Source organism: Cellulophaga sp. L1A9 (assembly GCF_009797025.1).
In the GTDB taxonomy this organism is placed as follows: Bacteria; Bacteroidota; Bacteroidia; order Flavobacteriales; family Flavobacteriaceae; genus Cellulophaga.
On sequence record NZ_CP047027.1, the window covers coordinates 4,759,668 to 4,782,512 of the forward strand.

Here is a 22,845-nt window from a genome sequence, read left to right on the forward strand (position 1 = left end):
ATGATTAGAATATTAATTAAATTTTTAGTTCTATTTTCCTACGTTTTTGGCTATTCTCAAAAACAAGAATTTCCACAAGGAAATGAATATTATCATTCCTATGAGAAAATAGGAGAAACGAAATACATTTATGATATAAACGAAAACTTAGTGAAGGAAGTTCATGCATCTAATGACTTCGTTTATATATATTTTAATGAATCTATTTTTTTAAATTATTTTGGTGAATTTGGTTTTATCTCTGACGAGATATTTTCATCTAAAAAAACAATAGACTACTTAATGATCAGCAAAGAGCATTCCGATTTAATTGTTTTAAAGCAAGGATTTATTGAAAAATATGGAATAGATGAAAACACAGGAACTAAAAAAATAACTTATTCAGATCAAAACTTCGGAAATACGCTACCACCTCCAATAGATAAAAATTATAAATTAACAAAAGAAGAATTAGCTTCTATCAAATATGCTAAAGAAAATAAAGATTTAATTGCATACCAAAATAGACTGGACAAAACCTTTGATGAAAAAACTAAGATATATACTTACACACAATATTCACAAGGGAACAAAGATCTAGAATTATATTTCAAATTTAACGAACAAAAATTAGTTTCTAACACATTATGTATTATAACATCTAATTACAATAAAATAAAAACAAAATATATAATCTATAAAGAATCTAATTATGATTTTAGAGGAAATTTAGTTGAATTAAAAAAATTTAATTTTAAGAATCCAAAACAATTTGATGAAGCCATCACAAATAAAAGTAAAGAAGAATTTTTAGAAAGTCTTTTTAAAGATACCCTTCAAAATTTTGAACTAATACCTATTGAAACCTATAATTATACGTATACAAATTATCGCTTAATTTGTTTAGAAACTATATTACATAGATCTGAAAATACTTTAAGAAAAACTATAAATAAATACGATTCTAAAAATCGGCTTATTGAAACAAGCGTTTTTCAAAATGACGTTCTCTTTGAAAAAAATAGTTATAAATATGACTAACTAATAATGATTAAAAAATTAGTTACTCTTTTAGTTTTGTTAATTTGTTTTTTTGGCTATTCACAAAAAAAACTTTTACCAAACGGGGACGATTACTATCACTCTTACACCAAAGCTAATGATACGGTTCGTATTTATAATATAGCAGATAATTTGGTTCGAGAAGCTTATTTAAAAGAAGGGAGAGCTATAGATTTTAACAATGAAGCTACAAAAGAACAACAAGAAGAACGCGGAAAAATTGGAGGTTGGTAAATTGGAAAACATCAAGAACATAGAATTTTAAAAAAACCAAGAATTATTACAGATAAAGATAGAATTGAGGTAAGAGGTGGGGCAATAATAGAGGCTAATGAAAAAAAGTTTATTGAATCTACAGAAGGTAAGCAATTGGCTGACATTATCTTTGGTGCCATTTTCTTGCTATCAGGGTTATGGATTATATATCCTCTTGATGATTTCTTTACTTCTGATGATTTTCACTGGACTATGTTATTTCTATTATTATATCCTTTTATAGGATTGCTAATGCTAATTAAGGGTGTATTCACACCAAAAAAACATACAAATTTAAGTTTTGATCGGCTTAATGGTATTATCTCTTATCCTGCCACATTCTTCGGAAAACCACTAGAAGGCCCTTTTAATGAATTAAAAGTAGTATTTGCAGTGAGTGGCGCTATTGATGGATATTCACCACAAGAGTATTTAAAGGTAATCAATACTTTTAGGCCTAAAATAATTGATTTGTTAAAAACGATTAGCTATCAAAACCCCTATGTCGCTTGGAGTTTTATGGTATGGTATATGGATAAAAACAGGCCGCTACCCCCTTGTGAAATCTTTGAACCCTACCGTAGGCAAGATTTTGAACGTAGAAAAGCAGAGGGTTTTCCTAAGCCGCTATATCCTAGCAACATAAAAACACCAGAAGCTACAAAAGAACAACAAGAAGAACGCGAGAAAATTGGAGGTTGGTAAATGGGAAAACATCAAGAACACAGAATTTTAAAAAACCCAAGAAGTATTCAAAAAAAGAATGTAAAACCTAGTAAAGGAGCACTAATAATAACTTCAACTGATGAATTTTTTATTGAATCTAGAAAAGAAGCTTTAATAGTTAGTATTATTCTAGGTACTGTTTTCTTTCTATCAGGGTTATGGATTTTAAGTCATTTTAATCATGTTGATATTGTTGTACTTTTTTTAGGGTTATATCCTATTATAGGATTACTTATGCTAATTAAAGGTGTTTTCACACCAAAAAGATATTCAAATTTAAGTTTTGATCGGCTTAATGGTATTATCTCTTATCCTGCCACATTCTTCGGAAAACCATTAGAAGGCCCTTTTAATGAATTAAAAGTAGTATTTGCAGTGAGTGGCGATATTGATGGATATTCACCACAAGAGTATTTAAAAGTAGTTAATACTTTTAGACCTAAAAAGTTAGATCTATTAAAGACCATTTCCTATGAAAACCCTCAAGAAGAATGGAGTTTATATGTTTGGTACATGGATAAAAATCGCCCGTTACCCCCAGGAGATGGTTTTGACCAATACCGTCAAAAAGATTTTGAAAGACGGAAAGCAGAAGGTTTCCCACGTCCAGGCTACCCTAGCAATATTCCTACTCCAGAAGCTACACCCGAACAACAAGCAGAACGTGCTAAAATTGGTGGTTGGTAGTCTACTTTTAGGTCATATGGTATAAGAAGCAAAACCGCTTAAAACAAATAAAGCATATTTTCAATGCCAACAATTCCCCCTTTGAAGGGCGTGCCCGGAGGGCGGGGGATGTAAAAATCCGAAATACCATTCATAAACTTTAATATCTAATTCTAAGCAACAGCCGTAAAACACCCCAGCCTATCGGCTGTCCCCTCAAGGGGACATGTGGTAACGGAAAGAAGAAGTGAAAAAAATAACGTAATTTAATATGCTTAAATTAATACAAAAACAGAACTTGTCTATGCTGCTAGACTTACTATTGATTCTAATAAAAAACTTTTCTTTCCATATGCAAGAGGCGGAAACAATAATCGTTATATGGGCATAAAAATAACGCCAAAATCTCAAGGACTTACCTTTATTAATACTAGTGAAAGTAAAAAAGTAAAAAATCTTCCCTTAACCGAACTACGTAAATATAAAACATGGCAAAACTAAACTCAAGTTTAAAAAGAGACATTACGCATATATCATATCCTTCTAATAGAAAAAGAAATGACTATTGGGCAGGTTATATGCCCTTTAAAATAACTGAGAAGCCTATAGATTATAAAGACAAATATGTAGGTGAAAAAGAAGATATTATTTTTTTAAATAATTCATATATTGTTAGTAAGGATCCTCAACATATTTTTCCATTAATTTTTGGAGGAATAACCTTGTTTATAGCTTTATACTTTTTATCCATTTTATACTTTTCTGATATATGGAGTATTTCTAATACTATTATTCTTATTATATGTACCTCTTCCGTAATTTTCTTTACTATTTATTATTTTACAATGCCTTTAAAACAGGTGATTTTTGATAGATATAATGGTTTAATAACATTTCCTGGTTTTTTATGGAATCGTCCAATTACAATGAAATTTGAAAGTATTCGGATGTTACATGCAGGCGGAGCTTTAGGCTCACCAACCGCCGATATGTTATATGTAAAACGTCCAGATAGAATTATAGGTTCTAAATATATGCTTCACGTTGGAGGTAATCTTGATACTAATTTATCGTTTATAGTTTGGTATATGGACAAGAACAGACCTTTACCCGATGGAGATGCCTTTGATGATTACCGCAAAAAAGACTATAAACGCAGGAAAGAAGAAGGTTTTCCTCCTCCACTTTTTAGAACCTTTATTCCTACGGATGAATTTAAGTTAAAATGGCAAATAGAGCGAGACAAACATTGGAAAGATATTATTTCAACGAACCAAAATGGAGATATTTCACATCAATTATGGCAATCAGGCGAAAACATTGCTTTACATGGGGAATGGAAAGAAGTTGTGCCTCAATAAACATCAATTTTGATATAGTTTTATTCTACCAATAAAACTATATCAAAATTTTGGACTATTATTATTTCTTAACGTAAAGTTAGAGGTAATGAATACATAAAGAGTATAGGCTTGTCTTCTTCATTTATTCCAGGACTTATAACCTCAAGATTATTAAATAATATTTTAAGATCGTGAGTCAATGACTTATTCATAGATTTTATTTCAATGTTCTTAACCAAACCATCCTTATCAATCACATAATTAATATATACTTTTCCCCTAGCGCGACATATCCGCAACCCTGGCGCACTTCTGTGAAGTGTGTCTAATTTTCTTTAGTATTTGCGATGCAATTTATTATCTTGAAACTATGTCTCAGAGATATAAAGTTATAGATAGTACCGTTCCAACATTTGTGACAATAACAATAATTGATTGGGTAGATTTATTTATCCGACCAACCTATTTTAAAATATTGGATGATTCTCTAAATTATTGTATTGTAAACAAAGGATTAACCGTACATGCGTACGTATATATGAGTAGTCATATACATCTTATTATTAGTTCGCAAGAAAACGAGTTGTAGGACATTATTCGCGATTTGAAAAAACACACCTCTAAGGAATTTATAAAAGCGATAAAAGAACTTCCTGAAAGTAGAAGGGAGTGGCTTTTAGCTAAATTTGATTATGCAGCAAAGCGTGTAAAGAAAGGTGTTAGTTATAAGGTTTGGAAAGATGGGTATCATCCCGTAATTTTAGATACTAGCAAAAAAATAGAACAACGTATAAATTATATACATTATAATCCTGTGGCTTCAGAATTAGTTTATCATGAAAGAAGAGATTGGAAAAACAGTAGCTATGCAATCTATGAAGAGGACAATATAGAAATCCCTTCGGTTAAAGTACGTCCTCTATGGTAATTTGAAATAGAAAAACAATTAGTCACGCTTTACAAAAGCGCGCCAGGTTCTGCGATTATAGATGTGGCCCGAGTAGAAAAAGGAAATACTATTTTAGTTGGTCTTAGACATACTTTTTTTAGTTATATAAAAGGAAGTAAAGAGAAAAAACATCGAAGAAACGAACAAAATTATGACGATTCTACAGATCATTTTGTTATCGTAGTAGGTCGTGGTTATGAAAATGGTAAAAGATATTTTCTTTTTTATGAAGTAGGAACCATACAGTCAGATAAAGGGCAACACGATAATAATAGACTTTATGTGAATGTAAATGAAAATACTATAACAGGAATAGGACAGCATAATTTGACAACAACATATACATTAACCCAGGTAAGAGGAAATAAAATAAATGGAGATTTTACATAAAATAAAAATAGTACTATTGTCATTTTCATTAATGCTTGTAGTATCTTGTAGGAATACGACTCAAATTAAAGTAACCTCAAATAACGATAAAGTATTACAGAGTTTACCCGATGAGATAGCAAATAAAACTTGGATATTTATTCATGACACCCCTGAAGATGAAAAGTATAATACTTACAAGAATATTATAACTTATGAGGCTGATGGAGCTGTAAAAACGAAAAAGAATGTCTTTTTTACAGTTCTTGATATTTATGAGACCTATTTTTTTGAAATAGAGTTTGATACTGTTATAGTAGAAAAGGATGTATATATAATACAATTTAATCATCCCGAAATAGATTATGCAAAATTTAAATGGATAGATAAAAAGAAAGGAATAGGGGAATGGAAAATTCGTTATTTGAGGTATCGTGACGGATTTGAGTCAATTCAAACATTTAGATGCGTTGATGAAAATTTTGTTACTCCAGAGAATTTTCCTGAGCCAGCACCAGAAAAAATAGTTTTAGAAAAAAAAATGAGATAGATTTAAATATCTATTCTGAATTAATAGATGACTTACCAATAGAAGGAAAATTTCGTTGTACTTATAAAAACGAACGAGGAAATAATGTTTATGGAGCATATTTAAGTATATCAAATAAAGATTTTGAAGATAAAAACACCATAACTAAAATAGTCGAAAAATATAAAAATTATTTTGCTATACGGCTTGATGAAGCTTCAAATCTTCAATGTGATGCCAGAAAAATAAGAGGGTCTTCTGATAAATATGCTTTATTTTATAAAGAATATGTGTCAGAGTATTCACCTCCAAAAGAATCTCTAAACTATTCAAAAACACTTCCAATCGCTGAAATAGAAATTTTAGACAATAATACTATTAAGAAGAAATGGTTGGGTATATATAATAGAAGAACAAAAAAAACAGAGGAAATTCCTGGGTTTTTTAATTGGTATGATAAAGAGTGTGATAAAATGAAAAGGATAGAGTAATCCCCGCTCCCGCTAGTTTGCAACTAGTGGCGGTAAAGAGTAAGCGAAAAAAATATATAATAAAAACCAAATTAACCAAGCAGATTTGTGAAGCTTACTTAATATTGCCTGAAAATGAAAATGACATCGATGAAGAGCTATGTCATGAAGCAATTATAGACTTACGTAAATATAAAAATCCAGATATAAAAGATTACATACAAGTAGAATGTATTCACTTAGTAGGTGAAAAACCATCTACACAAAAGGGATGGGTTAAGAAACCTACAGATTTAGCAAAAAATGCTTTTAGCGCCTATAACTGGGATAAATTTGGTTTTAAAACTTTTGATGCGGGTAATGAATACATCTATGACATTCAGGGTCTGCATTATAGCGTTAGAACAGACAGTGTGTTTACCAAAACCCTTTGGGATAAACTAGACGTAAAAAAGAATAAAAACGAAGGTCTAATTGATATAGGTGAACTAAAATTAGCATATGCTACATTAGAGACGCAAGAGGCTATTGCAAAAATGGTATGCAAACACACTATAGAATGGGCATATACACCAAAAACAAATAAGTGATGAGGTTAGTAAAATTTACGATTATTATATTAGTTTAGAAGACCCAAGTGTTGAAGGTGAATTAAACGATTTGAAGAAACAAAAATTACAGGGTTTAGAAGAGCAGGTAGAAAAAATGATGTTTTGGGAAGAATTAAAAACAAAAGTATACACCCCACCAGAACCAGAACCCGAAATTAAAGAGAGACCTGAGCAAGTAGCTTTAGAATTGAAAGCCTTAGGTATAATAGATTATCCATACAAACTTACTACTGCCAATGATCCGATCTTGAATGTAGCTCCTGTTGACCCTGTTGAAAATGACATTCATGCACCAACACCTGATCCAGTTGAAACTGTAGAACCAATAGAAACACCAGTAGAAGAGCAAGTAAAAGCACCTGAACGATTAATGCCAGATACGAATCATGTGTATCATTTCCACCCTATTGCTTTTGTTAAGCATATGAAACTTATTTATGGAGAAGGGGGGAACTGAATGTACTTGTGAAGCTAGGGTAAGAGCGTTTTTACGATTACTAAAATGGACAGAAGGAACAGAAAATGAAGGTGATGATGCGTATAGAACTTTGTTTAGTTTTAAAAAGTTTGACGACTATAGTAAATACCCAATGGATATTGTTAAAGCTAGCGGATATAGCTCCTCTGCTGCGGGGGCGTATCAAATAAATATTGCTTGCTATAAAACTTTACAAGGATATTACAAGAATAAGTTAAATCAGTGGAAGCAGGATACCAATAATGACTATATTACCAAATATAAAATAAATGGATTTACACCGCTTGAACAAGATAAATTAACATTGTTAATTTTAATCCATAAAAGAAAGGGGTTAATACATGACATTATAAATAAAGAATTCTCTAAAGGATTACGTATACATGCTAGTTATGAATGGGCTAGTATGCCACCTAAGCGATATGATCAACCTGCAAAATCATTCGAAGAAGTAGCCAATAGGTATAAGAAATATTTTGAAGAAGAATTAGAAGGTAATACCAATCTTTACCTTGAAGAAGGCTTCTTAAAAGAATTCGGAATAAAATGTAATTGCAAGAGTTCTTCTAGTGCAGATGAATGTACATGTGGTAAAAAACATATTGATCTTACTGATAAAATGATTTTTTACGACCAAGGATCAGGAAATCAAAAATGTAATCTGACCTGTAAAGCTATAATGAGGCAAATGGGTGTTGAAGCGGAAGGAGCTACAGAGGTAAATAGACATTCTTTTTATCAATTAGCACTTGAGGATTCTATTCATAGTAAGTTAGTATTTGCCCCTGAAAAAATAAAAACAGGAATGGCGTATTTGGATAGTTCTTTGGATAAAAACGAACCTGTTTTGGTTGGGCTTGATCACACATTAGATGGAGGAATAAACAATGAAGGTGATATACAAACAACAGACCACTATGTAATAATTATAGGACGGAAATGCATTAATGGTAAAGTATATTATCCGTATTGGGATGTTGGAACAATGCATGGATCTAAAGATGCGTATAGATTTGAATTACAATCAGACGGAACACTTATCAATGAAAATGGATATGGTGGAAGAAATAAACCTGATGGAAGAAAATATACTGTAACACAAATAAGAAGAAACTCTAAAGTGAAATTATGATTACAAGAAAAAGAATATCTATAATATTAACTATAATATTTATAGTTTTTTTGACATCATGTAAGAAGACTGATTCTAGTAAAAAAGCAAGTCTAAAAACAGAGCCAGAAAAAGAAATCGATTTTCGATATAGTGATCTTATTGGGAAAAAGTTTCTACTATTGGAAAAAAAAGATGGAGAACTATTTTATCATGACTACAGAGATAGGCAGATTAATGGTTATTTTAAATTTGAAACACAGGGCCAATTAGAGTATCAAGAATTTAGTGCAATGGAATCGGACAATGTATTTATTGTTACTAAAGAAAAAAAAGATAATTTTCTGTTGTTAAAAACTTCTTTTTATAATAATGAAAAGGATAGAAAAGAATTTAAAAACTCTAGGGAATTAAATTTTTATTTAAAATATGATAAAGAAAAGAATCTATTATATTTTTTTGAAAACGATTTACAAAAGGAACCTAATATATATATTGATGAAAAATATCTGAATTCGGTTAAAATCTTCAAAGACCCCAAAAAATATTTTAATGAGGGAACAGAAGAAGAATTATTATTAGGTAAAAAAGTATTTAATAATGAGAAGTTTTTAAATGGGAAAAAACACTCTCCTCTCTTTGAATGGAAACCATCTTGTGATAAAGAATCTAATACTTCATTTTATGTTGTTTCAGACTCTTCTGTTATTATTTTTCCCAACAAAAAAATGGACTTAGTAATTGAAGCTATACCAGAAACAAATAACAATCTAATAACTCTACATTTAAAGAGAACAAAAAATACAGATATGCATGTGCCGAGTTATTGGAAAGGATACTCTACGGATAGTATAGTTGGTAAAATGGGATTGTTAGGCAATGGCAAAGCTGAATTTCTATGGTTAGGGCTTTATAATGAAAAAACAAAAGAAAGAGATTTTCATGATATTCAGTTTATTATTGAGACTGGTGTAAATCCAATGGTTTTAGAGAATTGTGGTAAATAAGTCAAAATTCCGCTCTCCGAATTTTGCCCACCTCCCAATCACGCAAGCGTCCCGCTTGTGCCGTTATTGCTTTGATAATAATATTTTTCATCACTCATTTCTTTCACTCTTTTGTATCTTACTCTCTCGGTTACGAGCGTGAAATTCGCACTGCGATGAACGTAAGCTAGCTGCCTTGGTACAATTACAAGAGAATAACAATTCTAAGGGTATTACGAATCAAAATGTTACTTTTAAGACAGGGACAATGGCAGAATTAAAGGAACCAAAAACATGGAAGTAGAAGATTATAAAAGAAAAATCACCCATACAGATTATGGCAAAGGAGAAACTGGTCTACAGCAATATGCACATTTGGTGGACAAAGTAATCACCAAGAAACCCAGACCTTTTACATTAGATGATCTTGCCGGTAAAAAAGTACTCTTACAAGCTAACTTAGATTATTTAATATTTAATTTTCCTGCAAAAGTGGCACCTCACATGGGGGGGGGGGTGGCCTTAATTGTAATTTTAATATTCTTAGTTCATTCTAGTGAAGAATGGACGTTTATTTATTTCCTATTCTTTTCCATCTCTTGTATTGCCTTTGTTTTCTTTGCCGTATACTTATTTACCATGCCAAAAAAAGAACAAATACTTAACCGCAAAGATGGTCTAATTACATTTACGGGTTTTTATTGGCAGCCTAACGTTACTATGGCGTTTACAAATGCGATATTCTCCTACAGTACGGGCGGTGAAGATGCAACAGGGTCATTTATGCTGCAGGTAATCAGACCGACAAAGGGCTATACATTTGAACTTTTTGGAGCGGGAGGAGGAGATTGTTATGATGATATATCCTTTATAACCTGGTATATGGACAAAAACCGCCCTTTACCTCCTGGAGATGCCTTTGATGAATATAGGTTACAAGATTTTGAACGTAGAAAAGCAGAGGGTTTTCCTAAGCCGCTATATCCTAGCAACATAAAAACACCAGAAGCTACAAAAGAACAACAAGAAGAACGCGAGAAAATTGGAGGTTGGTAAATGGGAAAACATCAAGAACACAGAATTTTAAAAAACCCAAGAAGTATTCAAAAAAAGAATGTAAAACCTAGTAAAGGAGCACTAATAATAACTTCAACTGATGAATTTTTTATTGAATCTAGAAAAGAAGCTTTAATAGTTAGTATTATTCTAGGTACTGTTTTCTTTCTATCAGGGTTATGGATTTTAAGTCATTTTAATCATGTTGATATTGTTGTACTTTTTTTAGGGTTATATCCTATTATAGGATTACTTATGCTAATTAAAGGTGTTTTCACACCAAAAAGATATTCAAATTTAAGTTTTGATCGGCTTAATGGTATTATCTCTTATCCTGCCACATTCTTCGGAAAACCATTAGAAGGCCCTTTTAATGAATTAAAAGTAGTATTTGCAGTGAGTGGCGATATTGATGGATATTCACCACAAGAGTATTTAAAAGTAGTTAATACTTTTAGACCTAAAAAGTTAGATCTATTAAAGACCATTTCCTATGAAAACCCTCAAGAAGAATGGAGTTTATATGTTTGGTACATGGATAAAAACCGCCCTTTACCTCCAGGCGATGCATTTGATGAATATAGGTTACAAGATTTTGAGCGTAGAAAAGCAGAAGGTTTCCCACGTCCACTCTACCCTAGCAATATACCTACTCCAGAAGCTACAAAAGAACAACAAGAAGAACGCGAGAAAATTGGAGGTTGGTAATAGAAAAGAAATTATTACACTTAATTTGGTTTGATAGGAAGAGAATTAAAGGAACCAAAAACATGGAAGTAGAAGATTATAAGCGAAAAATAACCCATACAGATTATGGCAAAGGAGAATCTGGTTTACAGCAATATGCCCATGGGGTGGACAAAGTGATTACTGAGAAGGATTTTTTCAAAATAAGCAAAGAACTACTAGAAAATGAAAAGAAAACCGATGCAAATGATAAATATTTAACAATTCCTACCTTTTCAAATAGCTTACCTTACATTGCGGGGGGGGTAGCTTTAGTTACTATATTTATATTTTTAATACATAATGACGAAGAATGGACATTTATTTATTTCCTCTTCTTTTCCATCTCCTGCATTGCTTTCGTTTTTTTTACTATCTATTTTTTTACGATGCCCAAAAAAGAAAAAATCCTTAACCGCGAAGATGGTCTAATCACTTTTACGGGCTTACTTTGGCAAAAAAACATTACTATGCCGTTTAAGAATGCAATATTTTGCTACAGTACAGGTGGCGAGGATGCTACAGGAGCATTTATGCTACAGATAATCAGGCCTACGAAAGGGTATACTTTTGAAGATTTTATGATAGGAGCTCAATCTTGTTATGAAGATATTTCGCTGATAACCTGGTACATGGATAAAAATCGCCCATTACCCCCAGGAGATGCCTTTGATGAATATAGGTTACAAGATTTTGAACGAAGAAAAGCAGAAGGTTTCCCACGTCCAGGCTACCCTAGCAATATTCCTACTCCAGAAGCTACACCCGAACAACAAGCAGAACGTGCTAAAATTGGTGGTTGGTAGTCTACTTTTAGGTCATATGGTATAAGAAGCAAAACCGCTTAAAACAAATAAAGCATATTTTCAATGCCAACAATTCCCCCTTTGAAGGGCGTGCCCGGAGGGCGGGGGATGTAAAAATCCGAAATACCATTCATAAACTTTAATATCTAATTCTAAGCAACAGCCGTAAAACACCCCAGCCTATCGGCTGTCCCCTCAAGGCGACATGTGGTAACGAAAAGCAGAAGTGAAAAAAATAACGTAATTTAATACGCTTAAATTCATACAAAAACAGAACTTATATATGCTGCTAAACTTACTATTGATTCTAACAAAAAGCTATTCTTTCCATATGCAAGAGGCGGAAACAACAATCGGTACATGGGCATAAAAATTACGCCAAAATCCCAAGGACTTACCTTTATTAATACTAGTGAAAGTAAAAAAGTAAAAAATCTTCCCTTAAGCGAACTACGTAAATATAAAACATGGCAAAACTAAACTCAAGTTTAAAAAGAGAAATTACGCATTCTTCTTACCCAAAAAAACGTAAAAAGAACGAATTTTGGGCAGGTTATTTAGCTTTAAGCATCCAAGAATATCCACTACCTTCAAATGACATAAATAAAAATTTTATAGCTACTGATGAGTTCATTCGTCGAAAAAATTCAAAATTAGCGGGACCGTTAATTTTTGGAATATCCTCTTTAATCTTTGTAATACGTTCTGTACTGATTTTTTTTTCTGATTTTGAATGGACTATTTATGAAAGTATAACATTTATTTTAAGTTTAAGCGTAATGATTTTATCAGCAGCTTATTATCTGACTGTTCCTGAAAAACAAATTATTTTAGATCGCAAAAATGGGTTAGTATCTTTCCCTGCATTCAGTTACGGGAAACCATACACTATGAAGATAATAAATATTAGAGTAGGATATGGTGGAGGAGCTAGTGGCTCTCCAAATCGAGATAAATTTATTATAATCAAACCTAACAAATTAGAAAATGGATATACACCTTCTTTAGGTGGAAATTACAATCAAGAACTTTCATTTATATTGTGGTATACAGATAAAAACAGACCCTTACCGCTAGGCGATGCATTTGATGATTACCGTAAAAAAGAGTATAAACGCAGAAAAGAAGAAGGATTTCCCCCTCCGCTATTCCGGACCTATGTTCCTACAGATGAATTTAAAGACAAATGGCAAATAGAACGTGAAAAACATTGGAAAGATATTATTTCAACGAACCAAAATGGAGATGTTACACATCAATTATGGCAATCAGCCGAAAACATTGCCTTGCATGGGGAATGGAAAGAAGTTGTGCCCCAGTAAATTTAAAGCGCTAGAGTAACTCCTTACACTTTACATTTTATTCCACAAATGAATTGCAAATTTGAACGTCCAATCCAAATTAAATAGACTTAAACCTAAAGAGTAAAAAAACAATAGAATTTACACTATATTTAGCCTAACAATAAATAAATCAACCATAAATGAAAATAGTTAAACGTAAAATCATGACACCATTACTATTGTCACTAATAGTACTAGGCACCTATTCTTGCGGTGAATCAAAACCTAAAGGATGGTCTGATAAAGAAAAAACTGAATTTGTTTCTAGTTGTGCTAAGGCCAATAATGGGGTCGTTTCTGATGAAAAAGCTAAAGAACTTTGTACGTGTATGCTACATAAAATGGTAGAACAATATCCTACAATGGTAGCATCTCAAAGCATGAGTGTTGATGAAATTAAAGCAATGGCACTTTCGTGTAACTAACCCTCCAATGATCATGACGGCTACCCTAAAATTTATAATAACCACATTACTTTTAATAGGCATCACACTACCCTTAGCGGCCCAAGAAATAGATCCTACATGGATAGAGGCCGAAGCTACCATAACAGAAATTCATAAAAGTATTGGGCGCAGAGGTAGAACAAACGCTTTTGCAGATGTGACCTTTACCACAAAAAAAGAAGAAGCCATCCAGACCAGAGTAGAAATATTAGCCATCCCCATTTATGGCTCCGTAAAATCTACTGGTGATATCATTACGATTTATTACAATCCAGAAACCCCACAGGTGGCGAGATCAAAAAACATATCCTTCTTTAATACGTATGGCATATATGTCTTAATTGCGCTAGGTATAATTCTCAGTACCGCAAGAATACTAAAAATGAGAAAAAAGTCCATCTCAGCATAAAGAATAAGCACATCATCAAATAGATAATAGAGCGCCTAACGGCGCTCTATTTTTTTTTAGCTGCTATCACCTTCCACTACTAACCTCCTACTCCTTAGCACATAATCCTTTCTTAAAGTTATATTTATAGTTTGTCCAACTCTTTATTTTAGTTATATTTGATAAATTTTTAAGTATACTTAAAAATAGTTTAAAGCAAACCTTTTATGTCTGTAGCTGTTGAAAATTTTGTAAAAGCCGTATATAAAAATGCGAAGCGTACTAATGATACCAAACCCGGGATCATTGCTAAAGAATTAGGCATTTCTAATGCTGCAGCCACAGATATGGCAAAAAAATTAGCGGTTAAAGACTTGCTACACTATCAAAAATACCAAGAATTAAAACTCACAGATAAAGGGAATAAAATGGCGCTAAATGTGATTCGTAAGCACCGCCTTTGGGAATCGCTCCTCTTTAAAATGTTTGATATGTCTTTACATGATATTCACCGCGAAGCAGAACTATTGGAACATCAGACTTCAGATTTACTGGCTAATAAAATTAGTGAATACTTAGGCAATCCTAAATTTGATCCGCATGGAGATCCAATTCCAGATAAAAACGGCATCATAACCACTACAGATACTTCCTTTACCCTTTCTAAAGCTAATGAAGGTAAAACCTATATCATCTCGCGCTTAATGAGCGATGACAAAGAGTTCTTTGATTTCTGTGCACAACATGGCTTAAAATATGGCAATACCATTACCGTTTCCAAACAGTTTATTAAAAATAAAATGACTCAGATTGTCGTAAATAATAATACCATATTACTAAACGAAGATTTTTCAACCATTATTTATGTGAATGAAAACGAATCAAAAAATGTCCAATACTAGAATGAAAAAATACCTTATAATTACGCTTTGTACCCTTGCTATTATTAGCTGTAAATCAGATAAGAAAGACAACGGAAAAATAAATGTCGTTACTACCACCTCTATGATCACAGATTTGGTTAAAAATATTGGCGGAGACTATATCAACCTCCAAGGCCTAATGGGCAGCGGCGTAGATCCGCACCTCTATAAAGCTAGTGAGGGCGATGTTTCTAAACTATCAGAAGCAGATATCATTTTTTATAACGGCCTACATTTAGAAGGCAAGCTGGTAGAAGTTTTTGAGAAAATGGCGCATCAGAATAAAAAAACCATCGCCCTATCAGATGCACTAGACAAAAACACCTTAATTGGTTCAGAATTCTTTGCCTCTAATTATGACCCCCATATTTGGTTCAATGTAGATTACTGGAAAGAAGCAACCAAGTATGTCGTGAAGCAATTATCTGAAGCGGTTCCAGAACACCAAGCTGTTTTTAAAACCAACGGTGAAGCGTATTTAAATAAGCTAGAAGCCCTGAAAACAAAACTGAATAAAACCATCCAAACCCTACCAGAAGACAAACGTGTGCTCGTTACGGCTCATGATGCTTTTAATTATTTCGGAAAGTCCTTTGGCTTTGAAGTGGTGGGACTACAAGGAATTTCAACAGCTACGGAAGCTGGTGTTCAGGACGTTCAAAAAATGTCAGATTTTATTATTGACCAAAAAGTAAAAGCTATCTTTATAGAAAGTTCGGTACCTAGACGTACCATTGAGGCGGTAAAAGCTGCGGTAAATGCTAAAAACCACGATGTGGAAATTGGCGGTTCATTATATTCAGATGCCTTAGGGAATCCGGGTACGGCAGAAGGCACCTACATTGGTATGTTCGAGTATAATGTGAATACCATCGTAAACGCTTTAAAATAATGAAATCTAGAAGCTATTTCCTGCTATCCGCTATATCTTTTTTAAAGAAAAATCAAAAAAGTATGCCGCTACTATCAGGGCTAAACACCTATTAAAATGACAAATATAGCCGTAAAAGTTGATGATTTAACGGTAGCCTACAACTACAAACCTGTACTTTGGGATATCGATTTAGAGATTCCAGAAGGAGTGCTTATGGCCATTGTTGGGCCTAACGGTGCAGGTAAATCTACCTTAATAAAATCTATTTTAGGAATCTTAAAACCTTTAGCAGGGAGTGTTACCATCTATGGCAAACCCTATAATAAGCAACGGTCTCTAGTAGCCTATGTACCTCAAAAAGGAAGTGTGGATTGGGATTTTCCTACCACCGCATTAGATGTGGTTATGATGGGTACCTATGGCAGTTTAGGGTGGATTAAACGTCCTGGACAAAAAGAAAAAAAATTGGCATTAGAAGCTTTAGAAAAAGTAGGGATGCTTGCTTTTCAAAGCCGACAAATCAATCAGCTTTCTGGCGGACAACAACAACGTATTTTTCTAGCACGCGCCTTAGTACAAGATGCTGCCATCTATTTCATGGATGAACCCTTTCAAGGGGTAGATGCTACTACAGAAATTGCCATTATCAATATTCTTAAAGAATTACGTAAAGCCAATAAAACAGTAATTGTAGTACATCACGATCTGCAAACCGTACCCGAATATTTTGATTGGGTGACCTTTTTAAACGTAAAGAAAATTGCTACTGGCCCCGTAAAAGATATTTTCAATGATGATAACTTGACCAAAACCTATGGCATTAATTTTAAAGTTAGTGTGCAAGAATAGCGATTAGAGGTTTAAGAGATAAAGTAGTAGAACTGTCTAAGACGATTTCCGGTCTACAAAAACATTGGAGAACAAAAATTCAAGCCTAAGAACTTAAAGACTACAGACTAACTACTAAAAACGAAATACTAACCACTAAAACAGATAATCATAGATCCTTTAGAATACATAGAACTTGTTTTTACAGACTATACACTCCGAACCATTACGTTAGGGACTGCCATTTTAGGAGCGGTTTGTGGCATGCTCGGTAGTTTTGCAGTTCTTAGAAAGCAAAGTCTTCTTGGCGATGCTATCTCACATGCCGCATTGCCTGGTATTGCCATTGCATTTCTAATTACAGGAACAAAAGACAGTAGCGTTTTATTAATTGGAGCATTAGTAAGCGGACTCATAGGTACGTTTTGGATTCGTGGTATTACCTCCAAAACACATTTAAAATCAGACACCGCATTGGGCTTAATATTATCCCTCTTTTTCGGGTTTGGAATGTTGCTCCTTACTTTTATTCAAAAGCAACCCAATGCCAACCAAGCAGGTTTAGATAAATACCTTTTTGGACAAGCTGCAACACTCGTAGAAAGTGATGTTTGGCTTATGGCTATCGTAACCGGTATTTGCCTAATCATTTTACTACTTTTCTGGAAAGAATTTAAAATCCTTTTATTTGATGCCGACTATACCAAAACCCTTGGTTTCAATACAAAATTTATAGATATCTTAATTACCACCTTTATTGTGCTGGCTATTGTATTAGGGTTGCAAACCGTAGGTGTTATACTAATGAGCGCAATGCTCCTTGCTCCCGCTGCTGCAGCAAGGCAGTGGACCAATAGTTTAAGTTTTATGGTCGTATTAGCGGCTATCTTTGGTGCTTTTGCAGGTGTTTTTGGTACCGCAATTAGTGCCAGCCAAAGCAACCTTTCTACCGGACCTGTCATTGTTATTGTAGCAGGAGTTTTTGTAATATTTTCTTTTATATTTTCTCCCAGTCGTGGTTTACTATTTAAGCAGATAAGACTTATTAAAAACAGACGAGATTTAGAGCTACATAAGACCTTAGCTTTTATGTATCACATTGCAGAAACGCATGAGAACATTTCACATCCACATGCCATTAAAATATTAAATAATTTTCAAGGATATACTACGAAAACCCTAAAGGAATTAGTACAAAAAAATTATGTAACCATTAAAGGAAACATGTGGAGTTTAACCAAGGAAGGGTTTACTGTAGCTTCTAATTTGTATAACCAACAAAATACTAAAGATGAGTAGCTCACAAATAGAAATTCAGCTTATCGCTAGTATTGTAGCCATCGCTTGTGCTATTCCAGGAACGTTTCTGGTACTCCGAAAAATGGCTATGATTAGTGATGCCATCAGTCACTCTATTCTTCCGGGTATTGTTATTGGTTTTTTTATCACGCAAGATTTAAATTCTCCATTACTTATTATTCTTGCTGCCTTTACTGGAATTATCACCGTTGTTTTAGTAGAATACATTCAAAAAACAGGCTTGGTAAAAGAGGATACCGCCATTGGCTTGGTGTTCCCTACCCTATTTAGTATTGGTGTCATCTTAATTGCTAAAAATGCAAATGATGTGCATCTAGATGTAGATGCCGTACTTTTGGGAGAACTTGCCTTTGCTCCTTTTGATCGTATGATTATTGGTGGCGTAGATATCGGTCCTAAATCGCTGATCATAATTGGCACAATTCTCATTATTACCATCACTCTACTATTTTTATTCTTTAAAGAACTTAAAATCAGCACTTTTGACGCTGGATTAGCTGCATCATTGGGATTCTCTCCTACGGTAATCCATTATGGATTAATGACGGTTTCGTCAGTGACTACAGTAGGTGCGTTTGATGCTGTTGGCGCTATTCTAGTGGTTGCTTTAATGATTGCTCCCGCTGCTACCGCCTATTTATTAACGACAGACTTAAAGCGTATGTTGGTGCTGGCCATTGTTTTTGGGGTTACTGGAGCTATTTCTGGATATTGGTTAGCGCATATCCTAGACGCTTCTATTGCGGGTTCTATAACTACCATGTTAGGTATTATCTTCTTTTTAGTATATCTATTCGCTCCTAGTAAAGGGGTTATTGCAGTAGTCTATCGCGAGAAACAGCAACGTATAGAAGTTTCGTTGCTTACCTTTTTATTGCATTTGAAAAATCACCAAGAGGAAGAAGAGCGCCATGTTAATCACCTCAACGAACACATCAACTGGCAGAAAGTCCGCAGTAAAACCGTATTGGAACTCGCCCAAAAAAATAATATGATTCTTATTGATAATGGGGTGGTTTCCTTAACGGAAAAAGGAGAAGAATTCACCTCTTTAGCTATTGATTATATTATTACGAATGAGGATGCTAAAATTGAGTATATGAAGGATGATTTCTTTCTGTTTAGGGGGTAACGTGTAATTGTTCATTTTTTTCATCGATAAAAAAACGAACCAAACCTGCCTGCCGGCAGGCAGGAAAATCTAGGCTGACGAAACTAAGTCTAAATTTTTCTATCAATCTCCTGAATTTAAGGAACTCGCTTTTAACAAAAGAGAAAAATAAAACCTAGCGTTAAGCTCAAACAGCCTGAAATTACTACGGAAATTTCAATTCAAATTTCACGACAAATTTTCGATAGGCCCTTCCTTAATTCAACTAAAAACAGCAATCAGACTTTCTTACTAAATACTTTGTACTATCTACTTAATACTAAAACACAAATGTCAGTTCGAGTGATTTTCAGTAGAAAATTGTATCGAGAACTTTTTGAAACACGACAACTTCTCGATACTAATGATGCATCCGCTAACGCTACTTCATCATTCACTCGAAGTGACAACACAACACTATTGTACTTTCAAAATCATAACTTTACACTGAATAGACAACTGTCAGTTCGAGTGATTTTCAGTAGAAAATTGTATCGAGAACTTTTTACTGCTCGAAAACTTCTCGATACTAATGATGCATCCGCTAACGCTACTTCATCATTCACTCGAAGTGACAACACAACACTATTGTACTTTCAAAAAGACCTGTCTATTCCTTCCTTACTGTATTACTTATTACTTTGTACTATCTACTGAATACTAAAAACACAAATGTCAGTTCGAGTGATTTTCAGTAGAAAATTGTATCGAGAACTTTTTGAAACGCGATAACTTCTCGATACTAATGATGCATCCGCTAAGGCTACTTCACCATTCACTCGAAGTGACAGCGTCGCTTTGTTTTATAATAAGTACACATATCTAATCAATACCATTTACTATTATTCAAACCCAAACTAGCTGTTCATTTTTTTCATCGATAAAAAAACGAACCAAAACTGCCTGCCAGCAGGCAGGAAAATCTAGGCTGACGAAACTAAGTCTAAATTTTTCTATCAATCTCCTGAATTTCAGGAACTCGCTTTTAACAGAAGAGAAAAATAAAACCTAGCGTTAAGCTCAAACAGCCTGAAATTGCTACGGATATTTCAATTCAAATTTTACGACAAATTTTCGATAGGCCGTTCCTTAATTCAACTAAAAACAGCAATCAGACTTTCTTACTAAATACTTTGTGCTATCTACTTAATACTAAAAACACAAATGTCAGTTCGCGTGATTTTCAGTAGAAAATTGTATCGAGAACTTTTTGGAACACGACAACTTCTCGATACTAATGACGCATCCGCTAGCGCTATTGCATCATTCACTCGAAGTGACAACACAACACTATTGTAATTTCAAAAGACCTGTCTATTCCTTCCTTACTGTATTACTTATTACTTTGCACTACTTACTTAATACTAAAAACACAACTGTCAGTTCGAGTGATTTTCGATAGGAAATTGTATCGCGAACTTTTTGAACACGACAACTTCTCGATACTAATGATGCATCCGCTAACGCTACTTCATCATTCACTCGAAGTGACATCGTCGCTTTGTTTTATAATAAGTACACATATCTACTTTTGTCCTTTTTACTTATTACTTCATACTTAATTCGTTGTACTCACTGCTTAATACTAAAAACACAAATGTCAGTTCGAGTGATTTTCGATAGAAAATTGTATCGAGAACTTTTTGAAATACGACAACTTCTCGATACTAATGATGTATCCGCTAACGCTACTTCATCATTCACTCGAAGTGACAACACAACACTATTGTAATTTCAAGAAGGCCTGTCTATTACTACTTTACTTCTTACTTCTTACTAATAAATAATCTAAAGTAAAAAACCTCAACACTAGCTTTCAAATTAGTCTAGCTCCTCCGCTAGGGTGTTAATGAGAATTTTAGTTTTACTGCGTAGCCGCTTTACGTGATCATACTGTATTTGTGTTTGTAACATGCGATCTATAATACAATTTTGATATTCTTTATCGGACAGTAAGCCCATATAGTCAGATTTGGTAGCATACTTTCGAATACTATCATATTTTGGATCGTTATTGGGTAACATATCTACCAGCGAAATGTACTTTTCTAACACAGGCTTGAGTCGGGTTGCTACAATCACTTTAATCTTAGCATCTTGTTCTTTAAAAACCTGAATCTTATTTGGATACATAATGATTAAATCTTTTAAATCAGTACTTTCTATATACTCAAACTTTGTGGTATTGATAATCGAATTTATAGCGCCATCTAATAGATTCACTTCTTTATCTACTACATGGATAATGGTGTCTCTGGTACCCTGAGTAATTTTATCTTCTGTGTACCCTACATAATCCAAGGTTTTTTCTAATCGGACTATGGCACGTGGATATTCGGCTACCAAACCATTTAATATCCGTAGATTGGTATTCAACTCTTCATTTAAACCTTCATACACCTTCTGCTCTACGATATTGTTTTTTCGGATTTCATTTAAATCGCCTATTTTCCAAGCAATAAGAATCCCTATTACGATCAATACAATTTCACCTAAAGCATAAATGATATAAGATTTTACCTTACCCAAGGCTATTAGATTTCTTCTTAACTTACGGAATAGCTTCATATACTTTAATTTAATTACTAAAACATCTTTTTAACATTAACCTTAAAAAACATTGCCTTTTATATTAAAATTAGCCACTAGACACCTAGTGCACTTTACAATACATTTTAAAAACCAAATAAAAAGGAGGAATTATAGATTTAGGGAATTAGAATTTATATAGTCTAAAAATTTACTTTTATATTGCTCCGAAACGGTAATACGCTGGTTGTTTATGAGGATCTGACTTCGCTCTATTACTTCAATATTCTTTAACGAGACAATAAAAGACCGGTGTACCCGCATAAAACTTTGTTCAGGTAGTTCTTCTTGAAGCGACTTTAAACTCATCAGGGTTAAAATAGCCTTAGGATTGTCTTTAACCCAAATTTTGATGTAATCTTTTAAGCCCTCAAAATACAATACATCGGCTAATTTAATCCGCAATTGTTTGTACTCAGATTTTACAAAAAGAAATTCTTTTTCTGGCTGTTCTTTTAATTCTGGCACCACTGGAACCGGTACCGTTTGCTTCTTTGATAAATTAAACCAGACTTTCGCTTTATGTGCCGCAGTAAGAAACTCAGCATAATCAAAAGGCTTCAACAAGTAATCTAAAGCTTCTACCTTAAACCCTTCTAAGGCATATTGATCAAATGCCGTAGTAAGAATAAATCGGGTATTTTTAGGAAGCATTTTAGAAAATTCTAAGCCGGTTAAATCTGGCATTTGAATGTCTAGAAAAATTAAATCTACCGACTCTTCATTTAAGTAGTCTAAGGCTTCTAAGGCACTGCTGCATTTCTTTTTAAGTTGCAGGAATGATGTTTTTGAAACATACGACTCCACTAAATTTAGTGCCATAGGCTCATCATCTACTATAATACAGGTAATTACATCCATC

General features: G+C 33.4%; 27 protein-coding genes. 25 read left to right on the forward strand and 2 right to left on the reverse strand.

Going from position 1 to position 22,845, the window contains the following annotated elements; genetic code table 11:
• The 25 genes from GQR94_RS20945 (at position 1) to GQR94_RS21060 (ending at position 19,376) form a co-directional block, all read left to right on the forward strand.
• Positions 1 to 1,020, forward strand: a complete 1,020-nt coding sequence (locus GQR94_RS20945) for a hypothetical protein (RefSeq protein WP_158978883.1) — start codon at positions 1 to 3, stop codon at positions 1,018 to 1,020.
• A gap of 6 nt (positions 1,021 to 1,026) precedes the next feature.
• Positions 1,027 to 1,275 (forward strand): hypothetical protein, encoded by a 249-nt coding sequence (locus GQR94_RS20950; protein ID WP_158978885.1) that lies wholly within the window; start codon positions 1,027 to 1,029, stop codon positions 1,273 to 1,275.
• Positions 1,276 to 1,410: 135 nt separating this feature from the next.
• A complete protein-coding gene (locus tag GQR94_RS20955; RefSeq protein WP_158978887.1) occupies positions 1,411 to 2,001 on the forward strand; it encodes a hypothetical protein in 591 nt (196 codons plus the stop codon).
• Positions 2,002 to 2,709 (forward strand): hypothetical protein, encoded by a 708-nt coding sequence (locus GQR94_RS20960; RefSeq protein ID WP_158978889.1) that lies wholly within the window; start codon positions 2,002 to 2,004, stop codon positions 2,707 to 2,709.
• Positions 2,710 to 3,176: 467 nt separating this feature from the next.
• Positions 3,177 to 4,049: a hypothetical protein gene (locus GQR94_RS20965; RefSeq protein WP_158978891.1), complete on the forward strand. Its 873-nt coding sequence runs from the start codon at positions 3,177 to 3,179 to the stop codon at positions 4,047 to 4,049.
• A 352-nt stretch (positions 4,050 to 4,401) separates the two neighbouring features.
• On the forward strand, positions 4,402 to 4,620 hold the full coding sequence (locus GQR94_RS22785) for a hypothetical protein (RefSeq protein WP_233268515.1): 219 nt from the start codon (positions 4,402 to 4,404) through the stop codon (positions 4,618 to 4,620).
• 15 nt (positions 4,621 to 4,635) lie between these two features.
• Positions 4,636 to 4,959 (forward strand): hypothetical protein, encoded by a 324-nt coding sequence (locus GQR94_RS22790; protein ID WP_233268517.1) that lies wholly within the window; start codon positions 4,636 to 4,638, stop codon positions 4,957 to 4,959.
• Between the two features lie 63 nt (positions 4,960 to 5,022).
• Positions 5,023 to 5,370: a hypothetical protein gene (locus GQR94_RS20975; protein ID WP_158978893.1), complete on the forward strand. Its 348-nt coding sequence runs from the start codon at positions 5,023 to 5,025 to the stop codon at positions 5,368 to 5,370.
• Entirely contained in the window at positions 5,354 to 5,899 is a 546-nt protein-coding gene (locus GQR94_RS20980) for a hypothetical protein (protein ID WP_158978895.1), read from the forward strand. Before GQR94_RS20975 ends, GQR94_RS20980 begins: the two co-directional genes overlap by 17 nt.
• Positions 5,900 to 6,168: 269 nt before the next feature.
• Complete coding sequence (locus GQR94_RS20985; RefSeq protein WP_158978897.1) at positions 6,169 to 6,369, forward strand: hypothetical protein; 201 nt, start codon at positions 6,169 to 6,171, stop codon at positions 6,367 to 6,369.
• Between the two features lie 104 nt (positions 6,370 to 6,473).
• Positions 6,474 to 6,938: a hypothetical protein gene (locus GQR94_RS20990; protein WP_158978899.1), complete on the forward strand. Its 465-nt coding sequence runs from the start codon at positions 6,474 to 6,476 to the stop codon at positions 6,936 to 6,938.
• Positions 6,939 to 7,008: 70 nt separating this feature from the next.
• Positions 7,009 to 7,416, forward strand: coding sequence for a hypothetical protein (locus GQR94_RS20995; RefSeq protein WP_158978901.1), 408 nt, complete (start codon positions 7,009 to 7,011; stop codon positions 7,414 to 7,416).
• Positions 7,397 to 8,569, forward strand: a complete 1,173-nt coding sequence (locus tag GQR94_RS21000; protein ID WP_158978903.1) for a hypothetical protein — start codon at positions 7,397 to 7,399, stop codon at positions 8,567 to 8,569. The genes GQR94_RS20995 and GQR94_RS21000 overlap by 20 nt, the downstream gene beginning before the upstream one ends.
• Positions 8,566 to 9,555, forward strand: coding sequence for a hypothetical protein (locus GQR94_RS21005; RefSeq protein ID WP_158978905.1), 990 nt, complete (start codon positions 8,566 to 8,568; stop codon positions 9,553 to 9,555). Before GQR94_RS21000 ends, GQR94_RS21005 begins: the two co-directional genes overlap by 4 nt.
• 273 nt (positions 9,556 to 9,828) lie before the next feature.
• The gene (locus tag GQR94_RS21010; RefSeq protein WP_158978907.1) at positions 9,829 to 10,590 is read left to right on the forward strand and encodes a hypothetical protein; all 762 of its coding nucleotides are present in this window, start codon (positions 9,829 to 9,831) and stop codon (positions 10,588 to 10,590) included.
• The gene (locus tag GQR94_RS21015; protein WP_158978909.1) at positions 10,591 to 11,298 is read left to right on the forward strand and encodes a hypothetical protein; all 708 of its coding nucleotides are present in this window, start codon (positions 10,591 to 10,593) and stop codon (positions 11,296 to 11,298) included.
• 62 nt (positions 11,299 to 11,360) lie between these two features.
• Complete coding sequence (locus GQR94_RS21020; protein ID WP_158978911.1) at positions 11,361 to 12,122, forward strand: hypothetical protein; 762 nt, start codon at positions 11,361 to 11,363, stop codon at positions 12,120 to 12,122.
• Between the two features lie 467 nt (positions 12,123 to 12,589).
• Positions 12,590 to 13,444: a hypothetical protein gene (locus tag GQR94_RS21025; protein WP_158978920.1), complete on the forward strand. Its 855-nt coding sequence runs from the start codon at positions 12,590 to 12,592 to the stop codon at positions 13,442 to 13,444.
• Between the two features lie 161 nt (positions 13,445 to 13,605).
• Complete coding sequence (locus GQR94_RS21030) at positions 13,606 to 13,890, forward strand: hypothetical protein (RefSeq protein WP_158978922.1); 285 nt, start codon at positions 13,606 to 13,608, stop codon at positions 13,888 to 13,890.
• Positions 13,856 to 14,320, forward strand: coding sequence for a DUF3592 domain-containing protein (locus GQR94_RS21035; RefSeq protein WP_158978924.1), 465 nt, complete (start codon positions 13,856 to 13,858; stop codon positions 14,318 to 14,320). The genes GQR94_RS21030 and GQR94_RS21035 overlap by 35 nt, the downstream gene beginning before the upstream one ends.
• 206 nt (positions 14,321 to 14,526) lie before the next feature.
• The gene (locus tag GQR94_RS21040; RefSeq protein ID WP_158978926.1) at positions 14,527 to 15,201 is read left to right on the forward strand and encodes a metal-dependent transcriptional regulator; all 675 of its coding nucleotides are present in this window, start codon (positions 14,527 to 14,529) and stop codon (positions 15,199 to 15,201) included.
• Between the two features lies 1 nt (position 15,202).
• A complete protein-coding gene (locus GQR94_RS21045) occupies positions 15,203 to 16,114 on the forward strand; it encodes a metal ABC transporter solute-binding protein, Zn/Mn family (protein ID WP_199271505.1) in 912 nt (303 codons plus the stop codon).
• 96 nt (positions 16,115 to 16,210) lie between these two features.
• A complete protein-coding gene (locus GQR94_RS21050) occupies positions 16,211 to 16,945 on the forward strand; it encodes a metal ABC transporter ATP-binding protein (RefSeq protein WP_034666767.1) in 735 nt (244 codons plus the stop codon).
• Positions 16,946 to 17,095: 150 nt separating this feature from the next.
• Positions 17,096 to 18,223, forward strand: a complete 1,128-nt coding sequence (locus tag GQR94_RS21055) for a metal ABC transporter permease (RefSeq protein ID WP_158979747.1) — start codon at positions 17,096 to 17,098, stop codon at positions 18,221 to 18,223.
• Complete coding sequence (locus GQR94_RS21060) at positions 18,216 to 19,376, forward strand: metal ABC transporter permease (RefSeq protein WP_158978930.1); 1,161 nt, start codon at positions 18,216 to 18,218, stop codon at positions 19,374 to 19,376. The genes GQR94_RS21055 and GQR94_RS21060 overlap by 8 nt, the downstream gene beginning before the upstream one ends.
• Positions 19,377 to 21,215: 1,839 nt before the next feature.
• Here the strand turns inward: GQR94_RS21060 and GQR94_RS21065 are convergent.
• Together GQR94_RS21065 and GQR94_RS21070 are read right to left on the reverse strand one after the other, a co-directional pair.
• Positions 21,216 to 21,962, reverse strand: a complete 747-nt coding sequence (locus GQR94_RS21065; protein ID WP_158978932.1) for a hypothetical protein — start codon at positions 21,960 to 21,962, stop codon at positions 21,216 to 21,218.
• Between the two features lie 132 nt (positions 21,963 to 22,094).
• Positions 22,095 to 22,844 carry a LytTR family DNA-binding domain-containing protein gene (locus GQR94_RS21070; protein ID WP_158978934.1) on the reverse strand — a complete coding sequence of 250 codons (750 nt, stop codon included), beginning with the start codon at positions 22,842 to 22,844 and terminating at the stop codon, positions 22,095 to 22,097.
• Position 22,845: the final 1 nt, after the last annotated feature.